20 protein-coding genes, 1 other RNA gene and 1 pseudogene are annotated in these 22364 nt (G+C 63.4%); 16 read left to right on the top strand and 6 right to left on the bottom strand.

Going from position 1 to position 22364, the window contains the following annotated elements; translation table 11 throughout:
* The first annotated feature begins 149 nt into the window (after positions 1 to 149).
* From KWO_RS20340 to KWO_RS20320, 5 genes and pseudogenes are all read left to right on the top strand, one after another.
* Positions 150 to 911: pseudogene (locus KWO_RS20340) on the top strand (DUF2884 family protein).
* A gap of 129 nt (positions 912 to 1040) precedes the next feature.
* Positions 1041 to 2801 carry a dihydrolipoyllysine-residue acetyltransferase gene (locus KWO_RS20335; protein WP_010372028.1) on the top strand — a complete coding sequence of 587 codons (1761 nt, stop codon included), beginning with the start codon at positions 1041 to 1043 and terminating at the stop codon, positions 2799 to 2801.
* Complete coding sequence (locus KWO_RS20330) at positions 2798 to 3445, top strand: hypothetical protein (protein WP_010372025.1); 648 nt, start codon at positions 2798 to 2800, stop codon at positions 3443 to 3445. The genes KWO_RS20335 and KWO_RS20330 overlap by 4 nt, the downstream gene beginning before the upstream one ends.
* Before the next feature lie 16 nt (positions 3446 to 3461).
* Positions 3462 to 5285 carry a dihydrolipoyl dehydrogenase gene (gene lpdA, locus KWO_RS20325; RefSeq protein ID WP_010377683.1) on the top strand — a complete coding sequence of 608 codons (1824 nt, stop codon included), beginning with the start codon at positions 3462 to 3464 and terminating at the stop codon, positions 5283 to 5285.
* A gap of 58 nt (positions 5286 to 5343) precedes the next feature.
* The gene (locus tag KWO_RS20320) at positions 5344 to 5631 is read left to right on the top strand and encodes a hypothetical protein (protein ID WP_010377686.1); all 288 of its coding nucleotides are present in this window, start codon (positions 5344 to 5346) and stop codon (positions 5629 to 5631) included.
* Between the two features lie 136 nt (positions 5632 to 5767).
* On the opposite strand, the gene KWO_RS20315 is transcribed toward KWO_RS20320, so the two are convergent.
* Positions 5768 to 6580, bottom strand: a complete 813-nt coding sequence (locus tag KWO_RS20315; RefSeq protein ID WP_010372015.1) for a hypothetical protein — start codon at positions 6578 to 6580, stop codon at positions 5768 to 5770.
* Positions 6581 to 7093: 513 nt separating this feature from the next.
* Here KWO_RS20315 and KWO_RS20310 point away from each other — a divergent pair.
* The 10 genes from KWO_RS20310 (at position 7094) to KWO_RS20265 (ending at position 15380) form a co-directional block, all read left to right on the top strand.
* Complete coding sequence (locus tag KWO_RS20310; RefSeq protein ID WP_017114484.1) at positions 7094 to 7459, top strand: hypothetical protein; 366 nt, start codon at positions 7094 to 7096, stop codon at positions 7457 to 7459.
* A 25-nt stretch (positions 7460 to 7484) separates the two neighbouring features.
* A complete protein-coding gene (gene atpB / locus KWO_RS20305; RefSeq protein WP_010372010.1) occupies positions 7485 to 8285 on the top strand; it encodes a F0F1 ATP synthase subunit A in 801 nt (266 codons plus the stop codon).
* A gap of 72 nt (positions 8286 to 8357) precedes the next feature.
* On the top strand, positions 8358 to 8663 hold the full coding sequence (gene atpE, locus KWO_RS20300; RefSeq protein ID WP_010372004.1) for a F0F1 ATP synthase subunit C: 306 nt from the start codon (positions 8358 to 8360) through the stop codon (positions 8661 to 8663).
* A 114-nt stretch (positions 8664 to 8777) separates the two neighbouring features.
* Positions 8778 to 9248: a F0F1 ATP synthase subunit B gene (locus KWO_RS20295; protein WP_010372001.1), complete on the top strand. Its 471-nt coding sequence runs from the start codon at positions 8778 to 8780 to the stop codon at positions 9246 to 9248.
* A 3-nt stretch (positions 9249 to 9251) separates the two neighbouring features.
* Entirely contained in the window at positions 9252 to 9779 is a 528-nt protein-coding gene (locus KWO_RS20290) for a F0F1 ATP synthase subunit delta (RefSeq protein ID WP_010377690.1), read from the top strand.
* A 47-nt stretch (positions 9780 to 9826) separates the two neighbouring features.
* Positions 9827 to 11374 (top strand): F0F1 ATP synthase subunit alpha, encoded by a 1548-nt coding sequence (atpA, locus tag KWO_RS20285; RefSeq protein WP_010377692.1) that lies wholly within the window; start codon positions 9827 to 9829, stop codon positions 11372 to 11374.
* 197 nt (positions 11375 to 11571) lie between these two features.
* Positions 11572 to 12435, top strand: a complete 864-nt coding sequence (gene atpG, locus KWO_RS20280; protein WP_010371995.1) for a F0F1 ATP synthase subunit gamma — start codon at positions 11572 to 11574, stop codon at positions 12433 to 12435.
* 144 nt (positions 12436 to 12579) lie between these two features.
* Positions 12580 to 13986 (top strand): F0F1 ATP synthase subunit beta, encoded by a 1407-nt coding sequence (gene atpD / locus KWO_RS20275; RefSeq protein WP_010371991.1) that lies wholly within the window; start codon positions 12580 to 12582, stop codon positions 13984 to 13986.
* Positions 13987 to 14155: 169 nt separating this feature from the next.
* The gene (locus tag KWO_RS20270) at positions 14156 to 14578 is read left to right on the top strand and encodes a F0F1 ATP synthase subunit epsilon (RefSeq protein WP_010377694.1); all 423 of its coding nucleotides are present in this window, start codon (positions 14156 to 14158) and stop codon (positions 14576 to 14578) included.
* Between the two features lie 232 nt (positions 14579 to 14810).
* Positions 14811 to 15380, top strand: a complete 570-nt coding sequence (locus tag KWO_RS20265; RefSeq protein ID WP_010377696.1) for a chorismate mutase — start codon at positions 14811 to 14813, stop codon at positions 15378 to 15380.
* A gap of 47 nt (positions 15381 to 15427) precedes the next feature.
* On the opposite strand, the gene KWO_RS20260 is transcribed toward KWO_RS20265, so the two are convergent.
* Together KWO_RS20260 and KWO_RS20250 are read right to left on the bottom strand one after the other, a co-directional pair.
* Positions 15428 to 15502, bottom strand: a non-coding RNA gene (locus tag KWO_RS20260) — sX9 sRNA.
* A gap of 414 nt (positions 15503 to 15916) precedes the next feature.
* A complete protein-coding gene (locus tag KWO_RS20250) occupies positions 15917 to 16300 on the bottom strand; it encodes a GtrA family protein (RefSeq protein ID WP_010371983.1) in 384 nt (127 codons plus the stop codon).
* 144 nt (positions 16301 to 16444) lie between these two features.
* Here KWO_RS20250 and glmU point away from each other — a divergent pair, with 144 nt between their 5' ends.
* Complete coding sequence (gene glmU / locus KWO_RS20245; protein ID WP_010371982.1) at positions 16445 to 17809, top strand: bifunctional UDP-N-acetylglucosamine diphosphorylase/glucosamine-1-phosphate N-acetyltransferase GlmU; 1365 nt, start codon at positions 16445 to 16447, stop codon at positions 17807 to 17809.
* A 335-nt stretch (positions 17810 to 18144) separates the two neighbouring features.
* On the opposite strand, the gene KWO_RS20240 is transcribed toward glmU, so the two are convergent.
* From KWO_RS20240 to KWO_RS20230, 3 genes are all read right to left on the bottom strand, one after another.
* A complete protein-coding gene (locus tag KWO_RS20240; protein ID WP_026112186.1) occupies positions 18145 to 19491 on the bottom strand; it encodes a sensor histidine kinase in 1347 nt (448 codons plus the stop codon).
* Positions 19492 to 19499: 8 nt separating this feature from the next.
* Positions 19500 to 20843 (bottom strand): sigma-54-dependent transcriptional regulator, encoded by a 1344-nt coding sequence (locus KWO_RS20235; protein ID WP_010377702.1) that lies wholly within the window; start codon positions 20841 to 20843, stop codon positions 19500 to 19502.
* A 233-nt stretch (positions 20844 to 21076) separates the two neighbouring features.
* Complete coding sequence (locus KWO_RS20230) at positions 21077 to 22309, bottom strand: ABC transporter permease (RefSeq protein ID WP_010377705.1); 1233 nt, start codon at positions 22307 to 22309, stop codon at positions 21077 to 21079.
* Between the last annotated feature and the right edge of the window lie 55 nt (positions 22310 to 22364).

Below are 22364 nucleotides of genomic sequence, written 5' to 3'. Positions count from 1 at the left end.
CTGAGTGCGGATGCACACCGCTGGCACAGCTGCCGACACGCGAGTTGTGTGCATCGGCGCCACGGACCAGAAGTCATGCCAGCGTCCGGCACAGGCCTGCGTGCCACACGCGCAGGCATGCTGCAGCCAGCGCACAACGGAGTGGCGACATGACGATCAAGCCCGCAATCACGATGGCAGCCGGCGTGCTACTCGGCCTGCTGGGCGCCGTAGGCGCTGCCAATGCAGCCAGTGCAGACGACACGCACTGCGAGATCAGCAGCGATTACGACCTCACGCTCAACCCACGCAGCCTGATCCTGATCCGCGAATCAGGCACGCCGCAGCGGCCAGGGCGCTCTGTTCGTCGACGACCGTTGGGTGGACCTGAGTGCGGATGATCGCGCTCGCCTGATCCAGTTCGAGCGCCAGACCCGCGATGTCGCGCCGCTGGCGCAGGCAGTCGGTGGCGAGGCGGCCGATATCGCAGTCACCGCACTGGGCGAGGTGGCCGCTGGCTTCAGCCGCAGCCCGGAGGCCACGCGCGTGCAGCTGGCAAAGGTGCGCGAGAAGATCGACGTGCGCTTGAAGCAGAGTTTCAGCAAAAGCCAGTTGACCCTGGTCGATATCGACGACGACATCGGCGCATTGGTCGCCGAGCTGCTGCCGCAGCTGATCGGCGATGTGGTGGCCGGTGCGGTGCAGTCCGCAATTGCCGGAAATGAAATGACGTGCAGCTGCGTTCGCTCGATGGGGTGGAAGCGCGCATCAAGCGCCTGATCGAGCCGCAAGCGCGTGCATTGCGGCCGCACGCGCAGCAGTTGTGCCAGCGCCTGGAAGCGCTCGATGGGCTAGACAATGCGCTGGCGTATCGTTTGCCGTCGGGCGAGCCACTGCAACTGTTGCGGGTCGATCGACGCGCAGCGAAATGATCGGCGCACGTACGCATGCGGACGCTGCATCCCGCCGGGCGTGCAATTTTTTGCACGGCAATGGTTGGCGCTGCGGCCCGCAGCCCGCCACAATAGGGATTTCCCCATTCTGTTGCCGGAGTTCCCCGTATGGCCGAAATCAAGGAAGCACTTGTCCCCGATATCGGTGACTACAGCGACGTCCCGGTAATCGAGGTGCTGGTGTCCGTCGGCGATACGGTCAGCAAGGACCAGAGCCTGGTCACGCTGGAATCGGACAAGGCCACCATGGAAGTGCCTTCATCGGTGTCCGGCGTGGTCAAGGAGATCAGGGTCAAGGTCGGCGATTCGCTTTCGCAGGGCGCGCTGGTGGCGTTGATCGAAGTCGCCGATGCCGGCGCCGAGGCCGCCAAGCCAGCAGCAGCTGCGCCCGCCGCACCGGCCAAGGCCGCTCCCGCCGCTGCCCCGGCACCCGCTGCCAAGGCCGAAGCTGCTACGCCTGCGGCCTCCTCGAACGGGGGCCTGATCGAAGCGCGCGTGCCCGATATCGGCGATTACACCGACATTCCGGTGATCGAAGTGCTAGTTGCCGTCGGCGATACCGTCGCCAAGGATCAGAGCCTGGTCACGCTGGAATCGGACAAGGCCACGATGGAAGTGCCGTCCTCGGCCGCCGGGGTGGTCAAGGAGCTCAAGGTCAAGGTTGGCGACACGCTGTCGCAGGGCAATGTGGTGGCGATCATCGCGGCCAGCGATGGTGGCGCCGGTGCAGCGCAGTCGCCGGCCAAGCCCACCACCGATACCGCGGAAACGGCAGGCAAGGTCGAGCCGGTCGCCGTGTCTGCGGTGCCGGACAAGCTGGCCCAGCGTGAAATCGCGCAGGTGCAGGGTTCCGGCACGCAGGCAGCGCAGGCTGGCCAGCCGTCGGCCGGCAACCCGAGCAGCCCGCCGGTCACCTTCGATGCCGATAGCGTGCTCCCCTCCAAGGTGCCGTACGCCAGCCCGGTGGTGCGCGTGTTCGCACGCGAGTTGGGCGTGGATCTGAACCAACTCAAGGGCAGCGAAAAGGGCGGCCGCATCACCCGTGAAGACGTGCAGCGCTTTGTGAAGGCCGCACTCAGCGGCGGCACACCTGCCGCAGCCGGTGCTGCGCCGGCCGGTGGCGGCAATGGGCTGAACCTGCTGGCCTGGCCGAAGGTGGACTTCAGCAAGTTCGGCGAAACCGAGACCCAGCCGCTGTCGCGCATCAAGAAGATTTCCGGGGCCAACCTGGCGCGCAACTGGGCGATGATTCCGCATGTCACGCAGTTCGAATCGGCCGACATCACCGACCTGGAAGCCCTGCGCGTGGCGCTCAACAAGGAAAACGAGAAGGCGGGCATCAAGCTCACCATGCTCGCGTTCCTGGTCAAGGCCAGCGCCGCAGCACTGAAGAAGTTCCCCGAGTTCAATGCCTCGCTGGATGCGGCCGGTGAAAACCTCACGCTGAAGAAGTACATCAACATTGGCTTCGCGGCCGATACACCGAACGGCTTGGTGGTGCCGGTGATCCGCGACGTCGACAAGAAGGGCGTGCTGCAGATCGCGCAGGAAAGCGGTGAGCTGGCCAAGAAGGCGCGCGACGGCAAGCTGGGCCCGGCCGACATGAGCGGCGGCTGCTTCTCGATCAGCTCGCTTGGCGGTATTGGCGGTACGGCGTTCACGCCGATCATCAATGCGCCGGAAGTGGCGATCCTGGGCGTGTCCAAGTCGGCGATGCAGCCGGTCTGGAACGGCAAGGATTTCTCGCCGAAGTTGATGCTGCCGTTGTCGCTGAGCTACGACCACCGCGTCATCGACGGCGCGCTGGCGGCCCGCTTCACCACCTACCTCAGCCAGGTGCTGGCCGACATGCGTCGCGTCCTGCTGTGAGGGCTGCGCTGCTGACCATCGCCGTGCTCGGTGTACTGCCGTGGACAACGGCTGCTGCACGCGAATGCGAGAGCACGCTCGGACGTGGCTGGCCGCCGGCCGTGGGCAACTACGGCACTGCTGTCACCACGCTGCTGGATGGCGGCATCAAGCCGGCCTTGTCGTTGCTGACGCTGCCCACACGTGGTGTGGAGAGCGCGGTGTCGCTGGTGCCGGGCAAGGACGGCGCCGACTGGACCCTGCGACATAGCCGCGCCGATGAGCGCGTCTATAGCTGGGTCAGCCAGAGCGACCGCGGCAGCGTGCAGTTCCGCACCGAGCAAACCCCGGAAACGGTCGAGATCCCGATTCCGGCGGCCCTGGCCAAGCGTCTGGTCAGCAACTGGACCAACACGCTGACCCAGCTCGCGCCTGACGGACGCACTGCCCCGGTGAGCGAGGGCGAAGTGTTCTCGTTCCAGATCGATGGCGTGCGCTACAGCGGCGCGCGCCCGAGCTGCGGCGCCGGCGAGTTGCTGCTGCAACAGGCCGCGTTGCTGATCGAAGCCAGCGAAGGCAAGGAAAAGAAGCGCGACAAGCGCTGGACCCAAATCGAATCGTCGCTGGATGAACTCCAGCAGACGCTTGCCGGCACGGCCGGTTGAGCTACAGGAGAAGCAAATGGCGGTCATTGAAATCAAGGTTCCCGACATCGGCGATTACAGCGATGTCCCCGTCATCGAAGTGCTGGTCGCCGTTGGCGACAGCGTGGCCAAGGACCAGGGCCTGGTAACGCTGGAATCGGACAAGGCCACGCTGGAAGTGCCGTCCTCGGCTGCCGGTGTGGTCAAGGAACTCAAGGTCAAGGTCGGCGACACCCTCTCCGAAGGTGCGCTCGTGCTGCTGCTCGAGTCCGAAGGCGAGGCCGCTGCGCCAGCCAAGGCCGAGACCAAAGCCGCCCCGGCCGCTGCAGCGCCTGCCGCCGCCCCGGGCAGCAAGCCGCCAGTGACGCCGTCGCACCGCGCCCCGGCCGAACCGGCGCCGTCCAAGCCGGCACTGGCCAGCGGCAAGCCGGCCGACATCGAATGCAAGATGGTTGTGCTCGGCGCCGGCCCCGGTGGCTACACGGCAGCATTCCGCGCGGCCGATCTGGGCCTGGACACGGTGCTGATCGAGCGCTACGCCAGCCTGGGCGGCGTCTGCCTCAACGTTGGCTGCATTCCGTCCAAGGCGCTGCTGCATGCCGCCGCGGTGATCGACGAAGTAGCCCATGCCGGCGACTTCGGCGTGGACTTCGGTCAGGCCAAGATCACCCTGGACAAGCTGCGCGAGTACAAGGAAAAAGTGGTCGGCAAACTCACCGGCGGCCTGGCCAGCATGGCCAAGCAGCGCAAGGTGCGCACCGTCACCGGTGTGGCCAGCTTCGTCTCGCCCAATGAGCTTGAAATCGTCGGCGACGATGGCAAGACCCAGCTGCTGCGCTTCGAGCATTGCATCATCGCGGCCGGCTCGCAGGCGGTGAAGCTGCCCAACTTCCCGTGGGACGACAAGCGCGTGATGGACTCCACCGACGCGCTGGAGCTGCACGACATTCCCAAGACCCTGCTGGTGGTCGGCGGCGGCATCATCGGCCTGGAAATGGCGACGGTGTACAGCGCGCTCGGCAGCAAGGTCACCGTGGTCGAGTTCATGGACCAGCTGATGCCGGGCGCCGACAAGGACCTGGTCAAGCCGCTGGCAGACCGCCTGAAAAAGCAGGGCGTCGAAGTCCATCTCAAGACCAAGGCCACCGATGTCAAGGCCGACAAGGCCGGCATCACCGTGTCGTTCGAAGCGGCCGTGGAAGGTGAAAAGCCCGGCTTGCAGGCCACTGCGTACGACCGCGTGCTGGTCGCCGTGGGCCGCACCCCCAACGGCAAGAAGATCGGCGCGGAGAAGGCCGGCGTCAGCATCACCGAGCGCGGCTTCATTCCGGTCGATCGGCAGATGCGCACCAACGTGCCGCACATCTTCGCCATCGGCGACATCGTCGGTAACCCGATGCTGGCGCACAAGGCTGCGCACGAAGGCAAGCTGGCCGCCGAAGTGGCTGCCGGCGAGAAGAAGGAATGGGTGGCGCGGGTGATCCCGTCGGTGGCGTACACCAACCCGGAAGTTGCCTGGGTCGGCGTCACCGAAACCGAAGCCAAGGCCAAGGGTCTGAAGGTCGGCGTGGCCAAGTTCCCGTGGGCCGCCAGTGGCCGCGCGATCGGCATTGGCCGCACCGAAGGTTTCACCAAGCTGATCTTCGATGAAGAGACGCACCGGGTGATCGGTGGTGCCATCGTCGGCGTGCATGCCGGCGACCTACTGGCCGAAATTGGTCTGGCGATCGAGATGGGCGCCGAAGCCGAAGACATCGGCCACACCATCCACGCGCACCCGACGCTGAGCGAGTCGGTCGGCATGGCCGCCGAGGTGTACGACGGCACCATCACCGATCTGTACATCCCGAAGAAGAAGTGACGTCGCTCCGCACGACCGTGCCACGCGTGGCACGGTCGCCGCGCTGGTGATCCGACGGATGGAGGTCGCTATAGGGCAGGGCAATCTGTGTCCCGAACTGCAGGCGCTGCTGCAGCGCGAACTGGCCAGCGGCAACCGTATCGCCGAGCCGCCGCGGCGGACCGACTGGCCACATCCGGGCTCGGTGTTCGTCTCGCTGAAGCGCGACTTGCGCAGCGACGTGGCGTCGCTGCCGGCGACGGTGCGGCATGCGATCTGCACCGATCCGCACTACGGTTGGCACGACGAATGCTACTGCACCACGCACCAGCATCTGTTGGTAGCGGGTGCCACCAAGCCGCCCTGAGCGTGTATCCGCTGCTGCTGTGGCTGCCGCCGCGTCGCTTACGTGCCGAGCACCCGTCAAACGGCAGAACCCCGCATCGCTGCGGGGTTCTGCATGAAGCTGCTGTTCGGGTACCGGGTTCCGGGTCCCGAAAAGATCAGAACGCGAACGTCACGCCTGCCACCGGGCCCTTGAACTCCTGCTTCAGGCCGATGAGGCCATCGCTGCCGCTCTTGTCGACGTCCAGCCTGAACCAGTCGTAGCCTGCAAAAATGCCGAAGTTCTTGGTGAAGCGGTATTCGGCAATGGCGTTGGCGCGGCTCAGGTCGCCGTCGTAGTCGCCGAAGTCGCCCCAGCTGGTGTTGAGGTACTGGCCCTGCACGTTGAACAGCCAGTGTTCGCTCGGACGTGCGGTGAAGCGGATACCGACGACCGGCGCAACGCCGTCTTCGCTTTCGTCCAGGACGTCGCCAGTGAACGCGCTACCCAGGTCGGCATACGCGTTGGCTTCGACCTTGGCGTACTCGGCACCGATCTGCAGGCCAAGGCTGAATTCCGGCGAATCGATCACTGAGTAGTCGTACACGAAGGTCGCAACCTGATACTTCAGCTCACCCTTGATGAAGCTGCCCGACGGCACGGTCACACCACCGGCGCTCACATCCTGTGACAAGGTCTCGCGGCGATCCTTGTCGTACTTGAAGTAGTCGAAGATCAAGCGCTGGCGGGTGCTGATGCGGAACACGCCGTCCACGCGTGGCTCCCATTCCTTGCCGCCCAGCTTGAAGTCTTCATTGACCGACACATTGTTGCCAGCCAGCAGGGTGTTACCGCGGATGGTGTTGTCGTTGTCGACATTCATCGCGCCGAGACGGATCTGGAAACGGTCATCGGTGTCTTCGGCGTGCGCGGGCGCGGCATAGGCGGCAGCCAGAGCGCACGGAATGGCCAGTGCGAGGAGGTGTTTCATGGGGAGCTCCGAATTCTTAAGAATGATCAGGCAGTTCGGCCTGTGCCGCGCATAGTCGGTAAGGCGGCGTCTTTCAAAAGTGAAGGAGGTGTCCAATCGCTGTGAAGGCGGACATAGCAATCGGACAAAACGGTCCGCTTTGCGGCGCTCTAATCCTTCGTCGAGTCACGCGTCTGTGAGTGCCATCGACCCGGAGTACACGACGCCAAGATTGGACCACCAATGGGAAGGTCGCAGGGTGCGACAAAATGCGTAAAAAAGCAGGAGCCCCGGTCTCCCGGGGCTCCTAGACGCGGCCTGCGGCGATACCTTTCGACGAGGATGTGCAGGCCTCACAAGTTCTGACCGCCGGTTTGTGGCAAAGTTCCCACCCGCCGCCGCGGTCACCACGTGGTGCATCGCAGCAAGTGATGGCCTCTGCCGGTTGTCTCGCAATTTGTCCCATTGCTATACTTTCGCGGCTAGACGAGGCGCAACTGCGCTTCCCACTCATTCACACGTAAGGTAACCGTAGTGCTGAACTCCGTTGACGCGGGTCGGCGGTTGATGCTGCGCGCTGCGGTATATCCGCTTTCCGCCGTAGCTATAACCAGTCTGGGGTTGCTGTTGGTCGGTCCCCGTTACTCTGCAGGTCTGGCATTGACCGGATTTGCGACGGTGCTGGGCGGTTGGGTCGCGGCACGTACCGCGCTAGGTGGCGGTATCCAGGCAGCGGGCATCGCCATGGTGCGGCTGATTCTGGCGATGGTGCTGAAGTGGGTGTTGGTTTTCGTGGCGCTGGCGCTCGGCTTCGGCCTGTGGCGGCTACCTCCTCTGGCTTTGTTGGCGGGTATCGCCATCGGGCTGATTTTTCAGGTTCTGGCTCTGGCCAGACGTTGATTCGAACTTAAAGGGCTCCGGACACATGGCGGGCGAGGCAGCAACACCTACCTCCTATATCCAGCATCACTTGCAGAACCTGATCCTTCCGGTTCGCGATGGTGGCGGCACGTTTTGGACCATCCACGTCGATACCCTGGTCATGGCGGTGTTGATGGGGTTGGTCATGGTCCTGGCGTTCTGGACCGCAACCCGCAATGCGACGGCCGGCGTGCCGGGCAAGTGGCAGGCGTTCGTGGAAATCTGCCTAGAGTTCGTCGACCGCCAGGCCAAGGACACCTATCACGGCAGCAGCAAGCTGGTGACGCCGATTGCGATCACCATCTTCTTCTGGATCCTGTTGATGAACCTCATCAAGATGATCCCGGCCGATTTCATCGCCATTCCGCTGAGTTGGGTCGGCGTGCATGCCTGGAAGCCGGTGCCCACTGCCGACGTCAATGCCACCTTGGGCATGTCGATCAGCGTGTTCTTCCTGATGATCGTGTTCTCGCTGCGCTCCAAGGGCGTGGGCGGCATGACCAAGGAATTCCTGACGGCGCCGTTCGGCAAGTGGATGCTGCCGTTCAACCTGCTTTTGAATACCGTCGAGTGGCTGAGCAAGCCGATTTCGTTGGCGATGCGATTGTTCGGCAACATGTTCGGCGGCGAGATCGTTTTCCTGCTGATCTGGGTGCTGGGTGGTGCAGGCATCGCCGGCATGTTCGCAGGCGGCGTATTCGGCCTCGGCTGGATGCTGTTCCACTTGCTGGTGATTCCGCTGCAGGCTTTCATCTTCATGATGCTGTCGATCGTGTATCTGAGCCTGGCCGAAGACAGCCACTGAGTTTGCGTCACCCTTCATCTGCTTCATTCCGCTTCATCCATCACCCTTAGAAACTTTCGTTCGGAGATCACCATGTACCTTGCCGTCCTGACCAATTTCGCCCAGATCCAGAGCTCCACCGTCCTCGCCGTCGGCATCATGATCGGCCTGGCCGCGCTGGGCGCCGGTCTCGGTCTGGCCATCATGGCCGGGAAGTTCCTGGAATCGGCTGCGCGCCAGCCGGAGCTGATCCCGGTGCTGCAGGTTCGTATGTTCATCACCGCCGGCCTGATCGACGCCGCGTTCATCATCTCGGTCGCTGTTGGTTTGCTGCTGGCTTTCGCCAACCCACTGTCCGCTGTGTTCACCGAAGCCGTCTCCAAGGCGCTGGCCGGCTGATCCAGCGGTAGCAGGATGTGGATGCAGCCGCGTGCGGTTGCATCCGCGGATGAAGGTCGGAAAGCGCCGCCCCTGCGGTGGCGCTTTCACCCCTAAACAGCGATTGAGCGACCCATGGATATCACCCTTACCATCTTTGCCCAGGCGCTGGCATTCGCCGGCCTGATCTGGATCGTCGCGACCAAAATCTGGCCGCCGCTGCTGCAGGCGATCGAAGAGCGTCAGCAAAAGATCGCTGAAGGTCTGGCTGCGGCTGATCGTAGTCAGAAGGATCTGGCGCAGGCGCAGGAAAAGGTCAACGAAGCACTGAAGGACGCACGCACCAAGGCCAACGAGATCATCGATCAGGCCCATGCGCGCGCCAACCAGATCATCGAAGCGGCCAAGCATGAGGCAATTGCCGAAGCTAACCGTCAGAAGGATCTGGCGCAGACCGAAATCGATGCATCCGCCACGCGTGCCCGCGAGGAGCTGCGCAAGCAGGTCTCGTTGCTGGCCGTCAGCGGTGCAGAAAAGCTGCTCAAGCGCGAAATCGACGCCAACGCCCACAAGGCGCTGCTCGACGAGCTGGCGGCGGAGATTTAAGCGATGAGTCAGGCCCTCACCCTTGCCCGTCCCTACGGCCATGCCGCGTTTGCGATCGCGCGTGAGGGCGGCAACTTCGCCCCCTGGTCCGATGCGCTGGCGTTTTCGGCGCAGGTGGCCGGCGACCCGCGCGTGGCCGCATTGCTGCTCAACCCGGCCCTGGGCCAGGAGCAGGCAGTGGCGCTGCTGGCGCCGCCGCAGGCGGGCGAGGACTATCTGCGTTTCCTCGGCGTGCTCGCCGATGCGCAGCGGTTGTCGCTGCTGCCGGAAATTGCAGGCTTGTACGAACAAATGCGTGCCGATGCCGAACACGTCGTCAAGGCGACGGTCACATCTGCCGTTGCAATGAGCCAGACGGAACTCGACACGATCGCTGCTGCGCTGCAGAAGCGCTTCGGCCGCGAAGTGGACATCACCACCGCAGTCGATGCCTCGCTGATCGGCGGCGCGGTGATCGACACCGGCGACGTGGTCATCGACGGCTCGCTGAAGGGCAAGCTCGCGCGTCTGCAAAGCTCGCTCGCCCACTGAATTCACATAAACGCATGGCCCCTGCGGCCGGCACCTAGGACTGAACGATGGCAACCACGCTCAACCCCTCCGAAATCAGCGACCTGATCAAGACCCGCATCGAAGCGGTCAAGCTGTCCGCAGAGTCGCGCAACGAAGGCTCCGTGACCAGCGTGTCCGACGGCATCGTGCGCATCTTCGGCCTGGCCGACGTGATGCAGGGCGAAATGATCGAACTGCCGCACAACACGTTCGCGCTCGCACTGAACCTGGAGCGCGATTCGGTCGGCGCCGTGGTGCTGGGCGACTACGAAAACCTGCGCGAAGGCGACGTGGCCAAGACCACTGGCCGCATCCTGGAAGTGCCGGTGGGTCCGGAACTGCTGGGTCGCGTGGTAAACGCACTGGGCGAGCCGATCGACGGCAAGGGCCCGCTGGGCGCCACCCAGACCGCACCGGTGGAGCGTGTTGCGCCCGGCGTGATCTGGCGTAAGTCGGTCGACCAGCCGGTGCAGACTGGATACAAATCGGTCGATGCGATGATCCCGATCGGCCGTGGCCAGCGCGAACTGGTGATCGGCGACCGTCAGACCGGCAAGACCGCGCTGGCGATCGACGCGGTGATCAACCAGAAGGGCACCGGCATCAAGTGCGTGTACGTGGCGATCGGCCAGAAGGCCTCGACCGTTGCCAACATCGTGCGCAAGCTGGAAGAAAACGGCGCGCTGGCGCACACCGTGGTGGTGGCTGCGACCGCGTCCGAATCGGCTGCGATGCAGTACATCAGCCCCTACGCCGGCTGCACCATGGGCGAATACTTCATGGACCGCGGCGAAGACGCGTTGATCGTGTACGACGATCTGTCCAAGCAGGCGGTGGCCTACCGCCAGATCTCGCTGCTGCTCAAGCGCCCGCCTGGTCGCGAAGCCTACCCGGGCGACGTGTTCTATCTGCACTCCCGCCTGCTGGAACGCGCAGCGCGCGTGTCCGAGGAATACGTGGAGAAGTTCACCAACGGTGCGGTGACCGGCAAGACCGGCTCGCTGACCGCGCTGCCGATCATCGAAACGCAGGCCGGCGACGTGTCTGCCTTCGTGCCGACCAACGTGATCTCGATCACCGACGGCCAGATCTTCCTGGAAACCGACCTGTTCAACGCCGGTATCCGTCCGGCCGTCAACGCCGGTATCTCGGTGTCGCGTGTCGGTGGTGCAGCCCAGACCAAGATCATCAAGAAGCTGTCCGGCGGCATCCGTATCTCGCTGGCGCAGTACCGTGAGCTGGCGGCGTTCGCGCAGTTCGCCTCGGACCTGGACGAAGCGACCCGCAAGCAGCTCGAGCGCGGTCAGCGCGTCACCGAACTGATGAAGCAGAAGCAGTACGCGCCGATGTCCATCGCTAATCAGGCGCTGTCGATCTACGCCGTCAACGAGGGCTACCTCGACGACGTGCCGGTCAACAAGCTGCTGGCGTTCGAAGAAGGCCTGCACGCGCACTTCGCCAACACCCAGGGCGAGCTGGTCTCCAAGATCAATAGCACTGGCGGTTGGGACAACGACATCGAAGCCAGCTTCAAGAAAGGCATCGAAGAGTTCAAGACCACGGGCAGCTGGTAAGTCAGTCGCCGCGATTTGGGATTGGGCATTCGGGATTGGTAGGAGCGGTGGTTCGGGGCTTTGGTTGATACCGAGCCATCGTCTTCCATTCCCAGAAGTTAGGCATCCGGGGTTCGCGGAAGCGGTGAGGTGGGGAGGCTTTGGCCAATCCCGATTCCCGATTCCCGAATCCCACTAAGCGAGCGAAGCGAGCGAGTATGGCAGGCGGACGCGAAATCAAAACCAAGATCAAGAGCGTGCAGAACACCCGCAAGGTGACACGCGCGCTCGAAATGGTCTCGGCCTCCAAGATCCGCAAGGCGCAAGAGCGCATGAAGACCTCGCGTCCGTATGCGCAGGCGATGAAGCAGGTGATCGGCCATCTGGCGCAGGCCAGCACCGATTTCCAGCATCCGTTCCTGATCGAGCGCGAACAGGTCAAGCGGGTCGGTTACATCGTGATCTCTTCCGACCGCGGCCTGGCCGGCGGTTTGAACAACAACCTGTTCCGCAAGATGCTGGGCGAAGTACGCCCCTGGCAGGACAAGGGTGCGGAGATCGACTTGGTGACCATCGGCCAGAAGGCGTCGGCCTTCTTCCGTCGCATCAAGGTCAACATGGTCGGCAGCGTGACCCACCTGGGCGACAGCCCGCAGGTGGAGCAGTTGATCGGCGTGATCAAGGTGATGATCGATGCCTTCATCGAAGGCAAGGTCGACCGCGTGTATCTGGTCTACAACCGTTTCGTGAACACGATGACGCAGAAGGCCAGCTTCGATCAGCTGCTGCCGTTGCCGGCCGCTGAGCACAAGGTGGCGCACCACGATTGGGACTACCTGTACGAACCCGATGCCGCCACCGTGCTGGAGCACGTGATGACGCGTTACATCGAGTCGCTGGTGTACCAGGCCGTGCTGGAAAACGTGGCCTCCGAACATGCCGCGCGCATGGTGGCGATGAAGGCCGCCAGCGACAACGCCAACAAGATGATCGGCACCTTGCAACTGGTCTACAACAAGGCACGCCAGGCGGCGATTACCCAGGAAATTTCGGAAATCGTCAGCGGCGCGGCCGCCGTATAAGTACCGCCGGGATTGGGGATTCGGGATTGGTTGGAGCGCAGCGAATCGCGCCCTTGCGAATCCCCAATCACGAATCCCAAATCACAAAATTCCACGAGATGGCATTGGCCACTCGGACAGAACAAAGCTAACCGGAGCAGCAAAATGAGTCAGGGCAAGATCGTTCAGATCATCGGCGCGGTCGTCGACGTCGAATTCCCGCGCAATGAAGTGCCGAAGGTGTATCACGCACTGAAGGTCGAAGGCACCGAAATCACCCTGGAAGTGCAGCAGCAGCTCGGCGACGGCGTGGTGCGCACGATTGCGCTCGGCTCCACCGACGGCTTGAAGCGCAACCTGCTGGCCACCAACACCGAGCGCGCCATTTCGGTGCCGGTCGGTGCCGGTACGCTGGGCCGCATCATGGACGTGTTGGGTCGTCCGATCGACGAAGCCGGCGACGTGCAGGCTTCGGACCATTGGGAAATCCATCGCGGCGCGCCGTCGTATGAAGACCAGTCGTCCAGCACCGAATTGCTGGAAACCGGCATCAAGGTCATCGACCTGATGTGCCCGTTCGCCAAGGGCGGCAAGGTCGGCCTGTTCGGCGGCGCCGGCGTCGGCAAGACCGTCAACATGATGGAACTGATCAACAACATCGCCAAGGCGCACAGCGGCTTGTCCGTGTTCGCCGGCGTGGGCGAGCGTACCCGTGAGGGCAACGACTTCTACCACGAGATGAAGGACTCCAACGTCCTGGACAAGGTCGCGATGGTGTACGGCCAGATGAACGAGCCGCCGGGCAACCGTCTGCGCGTGGCGCTGACCGGCCTGACCATGGCCGAGTATTTCCGCGACGAGAAGGACGAGAACGGCAAGGGCAAGGACGTGCTGTTGTTCGTAGACAACATCTACCGCTACACGCTGGCCGGTACCGAAGTGTCCGCGCTGCTCGGCCGTATGCCGTCGGCGGTGGGTTACCAGCCGACCCTGGCCGAAGAAATGGGCGTGCTGCAGGAACGCATCACCTCGACCAAGAGCGGTTCGATCACCTCGATCCAGGCCGTGTACGTGCCTGCGGACGACCTGACCGACCCGTCGCCGGCGACCACCTTCGCCCACTTGGACTCGACCGTGACGCTGAGCCGTAACATCGCTTCGCTGGGTATCTACCCGGCCGTGGATCCGCTGGACTCCACCAGCCGTCAGATGGACCCGCTGGTGATCGGTCACGAACATTACGACACCGCCCAGCGCGTGCAGCAGACCTTGCAGAAGTACAAGGAACTGAAGGACATCATCGCGATCCTGGGCATGGACGAGCTGAGCGAAGAAGACAAGCAGTCGGTGTCGCGCGCACGCAAGATCGAGCGCTTCTTCAGTCAGCCCTTCCACGTGGCCGAAGTGTTCACCGGCTCGCCGGGCAAGTACGTGTCGCTGAAGGACACCATTCGCGGCTTCAAGGCGATCTGCGACGGCGAATACGACCACCTGCCGGAGCAGGCGTTCTACATGGTCGGCAGCATCGAAGAAGCCGTCGAGAAAGCCAACAAGATGAGCGCCAAGGCCTGATGCGATCCCAGCCGCTACGCGGCTGGAATCGGGAATCGGGAATCGGGAATCGTAAAGGCGGGTTGTCGGCGAGTTGGAAAGACGGGAATCACGAAGAGTGCGTAGCCAACCGCTCTTCCCATTCCCGATTCCCGACTCCCCATTCCCCGCCTCACTACAGTGAGGCAGCATGAGCACTATCCGTTGCGACATCGTCAGCGCCGAGAAGGAAATCTTCCACGGTGAGGCGACGCTGGTCGTGGCCACCGGCGAGTTGGGCGAGTTGGGTATTGCGCCCAAGCACGCGCCGCTGATCACGCGCCTGAAGCCGGGCAAGGTGGTGGTGACCACCGCCAATGGCGAACATCTGGATTTCGCTATCTCTGGCGGCATCCTGGAAGTGCAGCCGCAGGTGGTGACCATCCTGGTCGACACCGCAGTGCGTGCGCAGGACATCGACGAAGCCGCAGTGCGAAAGGTCAAGGAAGAGGCCGAGCGGCAGCTGGCCAACCGTGGCAACACGGTGGACGTGGCCGAGGCACAGCGTCGGCTGGCTGAAGCGACGGTGCAATTGCAGGCGCTGGAGCGCTTGCGTCGCAACCTCAAGCACTAAGTGGCTGCGTGCCGACCCAATGGGTGGGCAAGCACCGCGATCAGCTGCAAGGTCATCTGCAGATGAGAAATTTGGAAACGCCGGCCATCGTGTCGGCGTTTTCGTTTTTGGAGATCCGTCTGCGGGTCCACGAACCGGCCGTGGCGTGCGATAGGCACACTGCGTGCCTTAGCGCACCACTGCCCGGCAGTGGTGCATGGCAAAGTGATCCAGGCACGTTGAGGAACATGGCATGACCCGCTCGATCGATGGCATTCGCGCTTACATAGTGACCGGCCTGTTGGCCGCCGGACTGCTGGGGTGCGCATTGCCTGCGCGCAGCCAGCCGCCGCTGGATCTGTTGATGGACCGCATCGTGCAGCGCAATGCCATTGGCGATGCGGTGGCGCTGAGCAAGTGGGACAGCGGCAAGCCGGTGCTGGACCAGGCGCGCGAGGCGGCAGTGCTGCAAAGCGTGCGCGATCAGGCGCCGGCGCATGGGCTGGATGTCGACGACGCGGCGCGTTTCTTTGGCGCGCAAATCGAAGCCAACAAGTTGGTGCAGTACGCGCTGTTGAACCGTTGGCACGAGCGCGGACGTGCGCCGAACACCGCACGTCCGGATCTCACAGCGCTGCGCGCACGCCTGGATCAACTGCAGGGCGAATTGCTCGATGCGCTGGCCGATGTGGCATCAGCGCGCAGCGCGCCCGACTGCCCGGCCGCCACGGCACGTGCCGCATCGCATTACGCCGAGCAGTGGCAGCTGGATGCGCTGCATCACGCAGCACTGGTGCGCGGCCTGGGCGATTTTTGCCACTGATTCCGCGCGGTGGAATTGGTTTGCGACGCTGTCGCGCGGTTTAGAGCGGCTGACAAACGTAGCGAGCAGTCATCAGGTGGGCGTGGACTGCGTGCATGAACCGCAGGGTACGGGTTGGACATGAGGCGTCCCAGTGCAGGCCGCGCCTGCCTGGCGTTGAACGCGTTAGCTCAGGGAGCTGGTCTTACTGCACGGCGCCCAACGCGGTTTTTGCTGTTTGAAATCGCGGCACAGGGCTGGATCGTTGAATTGCCGAACCTGTACGCGATTGACTTTGCGGCCATGCGCCTGGCTGCTGCACGACACCGACAGAGCCTGCCTGTCGCTTGTCATGGCATCGCACAGCTCCACTGGTAAATTGATGTGGGAGCGAGGAGCTCATTGGCGTCCCCTTAGGAGGGGGACGCTGCGTTGATCGGCACTTGAGGAAACGTGGTCGCTTCGGAAACGCTAGGTCCACGCAAAGCGACCTCCATTGTTTCCGTGTACGGTCGCCACAAAGCCCAACGACCACTCACTGCCTGCGCATGCTGCGATCAGCGATACACCACATGCCGGCCCAGAAAGAACGACACGATCGCCAGGCCGCCTTCGACCAGCGGTTTTGCCAGCCACGCCTGACGTAGCCCGAGTAGGTTTACCGTGGTCGAGAGCAGCCAGGTGCTGATCACGGTGAGTGCCAGCCACATCAGCGCGAAGCGGCAGAAGCGTTGCCAACCCAGTCGCGCATCGCCCTGCTGGGCGAAGGTGTAACGGCCATTTAGCCAGAAGCCGAGCATGGCGCCGCCGATACGTCCAAGCAGATTGGCCGGCACCGCAGGCATGCCTGCGGCGGTGGCGGCGATGAAGATGCCGCAATCTACAGCCAGCTGCAGGGCACCAATCATCATGAACTGGCTGCCTTGGCGGAACAGACTCATGCGTGTCGGACAGAGGGAAGGGGCGCCCATCCTAGCGGCAGCGAGACCCAAACGCTGTTATCGCAGACGAACACTGCATCCGGGCAACGACGTGACCGGGTGCAGCGACTAGAATTTAGCCATCATATTGCCTGGAATGTCTTGATGACTCTGCCCCTGCACGTTGTGATCCTGGCCGCGGGCGAGGGTAAGCGCATGCGCTCGTCCCTGCCCAAAGTGCTGCAGCCGCTAGCGGGCCAGCCGATGCTGGCGCAGGTCATCGCCACTGCGCGGCAGCTGCAGCCGGCGGCGATCCATATCGTGCACGGGCACGGCGGCGATCAGGTGCAGGCCGCCTTCGCCGATCAAAGCGATCTGCGCTGGGCCGAGCAGCGCGAGCAGCTCGGCACCGGGCATGCGGTGCAGCAAGCGATGCCTGCGATTCCCGACGCGGCGACGGTGCTGGTGCTGTACGGCGATGTGCCGCTGATCCGCAGTGACAGCCTGTTGCAGTTGCTGCATGCACCGGGCCGCATGGCGGTGCTGGTGGCCGAGCTGGCCAATCCCACCGGCTACGGGCGCATCCTGCGCGATGCCGAAGGCAAGGTGGCCGCCATCGTCGAGCAGAAGGATGCCAACGACGAACAGCGCCGCATCCGCACCATCAATACCGGCATCCTCACCGCCGAATCCACCGCACTGCGCCGCTGGTTGGGTGGCTTGTCCAACGACAATGCGCAGGGCGAGTTCTATCTCACCGACGTGTTCGCCCGCGCCGCTGCCGATTTCACGCCGGCCGACATGGTGCATGTGGCCGATCCGCAGGAGGTGGAAGGTGCCAACGACCCGTGGCAACTGGCCCAGCTCGAACGTGCCTGGCAACTGCGCGCTGCGCGTGCGCTGTGCCTGCAGGGCGTGCGCATGGCCGACCCGGCGCGCGTGGAGCAGCGTGGCAGCGTGCAGGTGGGCCGCGATGTGCAGCTGGATATCGATGTGATCCTGGAAGGCGAGGTGACGCTGGGCGATGACGTGGTGATCGGCCCGTTCGTGCGCTTGCGCGACGTGACGCTCGGGGCCGGCACCCAAGTGCGCGCGCACAGCGACCTGGAAGGCGTGATCACCGAGGGCGCAGTGCAGATCGGGCCTTTCGCGCGTCTGCGCCCCGGCACCGTATTGGCCGATGGCGTCCATATCGGCAATTTTGTGGAGACCAAAAAGGTCACCATGGGCGTGGGCAGCAAGGCCAACCATCTGACCTATTTGGGCGATGCGGTGATCGGCAGCAAGGTCAACATCGGTGCCGGCACCATCACCTGCAACTACGACGGAGTGAACAAGTCGCAGACCACTATCGGCGATGGTGCGTTTGTCGGCTCCAACAGTGCGTTGGTGGCGCCGATCGAGATTGGCGCAAATTCCACCATCGGGGCCGGGTCGGTGATCACGCGCGATGCGCCGCCGGGCCAGCTCAGCGTGACACGTGCGCGGCAGACCGTGATCGAAGGCTGGGAGCGGCCGACCAAGAAATAGCTGCGCTGCACTCTGGATCGTGGAGAACAGCGCCGCGCTGGCGCTGGTTGCGCTACTGGCGCGACCCATCGGAAGCGCGCGACAGCTCCGTCGTTTTCGGCGCGATGCGTCAAGGGCTGCTAGCGGGCCCCAGGGGGCTCGGCCGCCGGCGTAGTGCCGCCCCGCATTGAACGTGTAGGAGCACACCCGGGCGTGACCGGTATTACCGGTAACGCCCATCGCGCCCAAGGGCGCCGCTATGACGTGCGCGGGGCGCGTCTGCTAGCGGCGGTGTGATGCAACCCATGGATTGCATGGATCCCAAGTGCTATTCAGTCCTGAGCCCCTTGCTAGGTTCAAGCCGCCAACGGCAACAGCAGGGTCACGCACAATCCACCGTGTTCGCGGTTGTGCAGCGAGATGCGGCCGCCATGCGCTTCGGCAATTTCGCGGGTGAGTGCAAGGCCGAGACCGGTGCCGTTGCGCTTGGTCGAATAGAACGGCATGAGTGCGTTGTGCAGCACCGCTTCGTTCATGCCGTTGCCACGGTCGAGCACTTCGATGCGTAGCCACTGCGGTACGCGCGTCACCCGCAGCGCCACGTCGCGGTTGGGCGGCTGCGCTTCGCTGCAGGCTTCGTGGGCATTTTTCAGCAGATTGAGCAGCGCCTGCTCGATCTGCGCTGCGTCGATGCGACTGGAAACATCGGTGAGCGTGCCCTGCACCTGGAAGGGGATCTGTTGCCGCAAGCGCTCCAGAAACGGTGCCCATTCGATAGTCTGCAACTGCGGTTGCGGCAATTTGGCAAAGCGCGCGTAGCCGCGGATGAAGCCTTCCAGGTGGCGCGCGCGCTCTTCGATGGTTTCGAATACGGTGCCCAGCCGATCGGTGCGTTCGCGGCGCAGCAGCTCGGCACCGGAATGCGCCAGCGAGGCGATCGGTGCCAGCGAGTTATTCAATTCGTGGCTGATCACGCGGATGACCTTTTTCCAGGTCTGCACTTCCTGGCGGCGCAACTCAGTGGTCAATTTGCGGATCAACAGCAGCTCGTGTCCGCGCCCGTTGATGTGAAAGCTGCGGCGCGACAGGTGGTAGATCTGCTCGTCTTCTTCGTCATCGCCATCTTCGCGTACCGCGAACAGGCAATCGCCGCCACGTGCCAGGGCGTCGCGTAATTCGCCGGGCATGCGGCCGAGCACATCGTCCAGATGCTGGCCTTCAAGCTTGCGTCCGTCGTAGAGCAGTTTGCGTGCGGCGTTATTGGAAAAGCCGATCCGCCGCAGGCCATCGCCGCCGGCCACCACCAGCAGCATGGCCACCGGCGTGTTCTGCAGCATGGTGTCGAGCATCAACTCGCGCTGCACCAGATGGCTTCGCTGCGCACGCAAGACATCGCCAAGTTCGGCATGCGCCTGCACCAGTTGCGCCAGTTCGTCGTTGCCGCGCCAATACACGCCGAAGTTGTACTCGCCATCACGATAGCTACTGGTGGTGCCGGCCAGCGCACGAAACAGCGAGCGCATCGGCGCGGTGGCGCGGGTGAGGCTGAACCACATCGCTGCCAGCAGTACGACGATCGAAATCGCCGCCACTTGCCAGCCGCGGTCCAGCCAGTACGCCATGAGCCATGGCAAGGCTGCTGCCAGCGCAAGCACCGGCAACAAGCGTAAAAACAGCGAAAACGTGAAAGAGCGGTTCCACATACGCAGGTTCATTCCGAGGTGATGCCGTAGCGGTCCATGCGCCGATACAGCGCCTGGCGGCTCAGCCCCAACTCGGCGGCGGCTTGTGCGATCACGCCTTGCGCACGTGCCAGCGCCTGCTCGATGCGCGCGCGATCCGGCTCGCCTGCAGCAGGCGTTACCGGCCGTGGCGCCGCAGCACGCGGCAGATGCAGATCGCTGGCTTCGATGCGCGCCCCTTGTGCGAGCAAGGCGGCACGTTGCAGCACATTACGCAGTTCGCGCACGTTGCCTGGCCAGGCATGCCGTTGCAATGCATCGCGCGCTTGCGTGGAGAGCGGCTTTTCGCCAGCGAGGAAATGGTCGGCCAGCGGGCCGATATCGCCGGGGCGCTCGGCCAGTGCGGGCAGCGCGATTTCCACGGTGTTGAGTCGGTAATACAGATCCTCGCGAAAACTGCCGTCGCGGATCATCGCTGCCAGATCGGCATTGGTCGCGCTGATCACGCGCACCTTGGCGTGGCGTTCGCGGTTGGAGCCCAGCCGCTCGTAGCGGCCGGTTTCCAATACGCGCAGCAGTTTCATTTGCCCGGCCAGCGGCAGGTTGCCGATCTCATCGAGAAACAGCGTGCCGCCATCGGCCGCTTCGAACTTGCCTTCGCGCGCCTTATTGGCGCCTGTGTAGGCACCGGCTTCTGCGCCGAATAATTCGGCTTCGATCAATTCGCCTGGCAATGCACCGCAATTGAGTGCAATGAACGGTCCGTGCTTGGCGGTCGAGTTGGCTTGGATGATTTCGGCGATTTTTTCCTTGCCACTGCCGTTGGGGCCGGTAATCAGCACCGGCAGGTCGGAGCGTGCGACCTGGCAGGCAAGGGCGATGGCGCGTTCGCTGGCCGGATCGGCGAACACCGCACCGCGCAGGTCGTAGCGTTGGGTCAGCTGCTCGCGACCGCGCCGTTCGCGTTCGCGACGACGTTCCAGTTCGCGGCGTGCTTCGGAAAGTTCCAGCAGGTTGTTGACCGTGGTCAGCAGCTTGGTGTCGTCCCAGGGCTTGGCGATGTAATCGGCTGCGCCGGCCTTGACCAGGCCCACCGCGCTGCCCAGATGGGTCCACGCGGTGAGCAGAATCACCGGCAGGTCCGGGTGACGCTGACGCAGTTGGGTAAACAGCGCCTCGCCTTCTTCGCCGGAGGTGGTGTCGGCGGTGAAGTTCATGTCCTGGATCACCAGATCGAACGCCTGCTCGTCCAGCAACGCCAACCCGGCCTGCTGCGAGTGCGCGTGCCGCGCCTCGATGTAGTGCAACGAAAACAGCACTTCCAATGCCGTGGCCACGGCCGTGTTGTCGTCGATGATCAGGATTTGCGGCATCGCATGGCTCGATGAAAGGCGCAGAGAGAAGGGGTATCAGAACAGGATTCAGTGCGGGGCGGAACTGCGCGCGTGGTGGGCTGCCGGATTGGGGGCCGCCATCCGGCTCGGACCTAGGCATGTCTGGATCGTTTAGTGGGTACAGCGCGTCGCAAAGCCGCAGGCTCAAGCGCGGTGCGCATCCATGCGCACATCCCAGATAGAAGAAGCCGGTAGCACCCGGCCCCTAACTCTCACGCGCTCCGCGTCGCCACCGCCGGCGGCACCAGCGCGGCGCGGCGTGCCGGCCAGTACACCGCGATCTGGCCGAGTGCCCACAGCAGCAATGCGCCGATCGGCAGGTAGATCACTGGCAAGCGTGGTAGCTCATAACGAGCCATCAACCACAGATTGATCGAGTAGGCCATCAGCATGCCGAGTACGATGCCGATCGAGGCAAGCAGGAAATTTTCGATCTGGAAATAACGCAGGATCTGGCCGCGTGTGGCGCCTAGTGCACGGCGGATGCCGATCTGTTTGGTACGTTGCTGCACCCAGAAGCTGGCAAGACCGACGATGCCCAGTGCGGTGACGACCAGTAACGCGATGCACACTGCGCCAAGTAGCCACACCATTGCGCGATCGTTCTCGAAATACTCTGCGCGGATTTCGCTATATGTCTGCTGCTTCAGGACCAGCCGGCTGTTATCCAATTTCATCAGTGCAGCGACTGCAGATTTCATTACCTCCGCACGACGTGTTTGATCGGTGACACGAATGATGTACTGGCCTGCGGTGTAATTAATGCGCAGTGGCAGCAACATCGAGTAATTGCCCTGATCAACACCGCCTGCACTATTGTTAGTGGGGCGCGCCAGTCTCTGCACGATGCCGATGATGTGTAGTGCAGTATCGCCGGCATAAACTGTCTTTCCCAATGCATGTTGCGAGGGAAACAGCTTGTCGGCCATGCGCTGAGTGATGATCACCGAAAGACCTTTCTCGTCCAGGGACCTGTCCTTATTTGCCTGTGCCATATCGATGAATTCGCTTGCGGTGAAATCGCGCCCTGCCACCAGTTGCAGGCCAAGTGTGCCGACAGTGCCTTCGCTGGCCATGTATTGCGCGGCACTCAGTGTCGGTCGCTCTTGTTCACGCGTCAGGGAGACGCTGCTGTTCCACGAGTAGTGAACAAACGGAATCTGATTGATGGCAATCGCGTTGCGGACACCTGGCAGGTTGCGCAGCGCTGCAAGATCTTCACGGGTGCGTGCCTCTGCGTTGACCTGAGTGCCGATCCCCCCAAGCTGGATGCTGACCAGTTCCGATTCGGCGATGCCGCTTGGCTCCTGCAGCGTTTCGATACGGTTGCCAATCAAAAACAGGGAATTGCAGATGATTGCGCAGGCGAGTGCGATCTCGAGCACGATCAATGCTGCTGCGGTCTTGTGACGGCGCAACGTGGAAACGATGGGGCGGATGTCCATGGGCGGTACCTTCGGATAAGAGGCCGTGCCCGCCGCAGCGCGGCGGGCGTGGTGG

The sequence above is a fragment of the Xanthomonas vasicola pv. musacearum NCPPB 4379 genome (genome assembly GCF_000277895.2).
Taxonomy (GTDB): Bacteria; Pseudomonadota; Gammaproteobacteria; order Xanthomonadales; family Xanthomonadaceae; genus Xanthomonas; species Xanthomonas vasicola.
The sequence above is the reverse complement of the archived record's forward strand: the minus strand, read 5'-3'. Positions and strand labels throughout refer to the sequence as shown.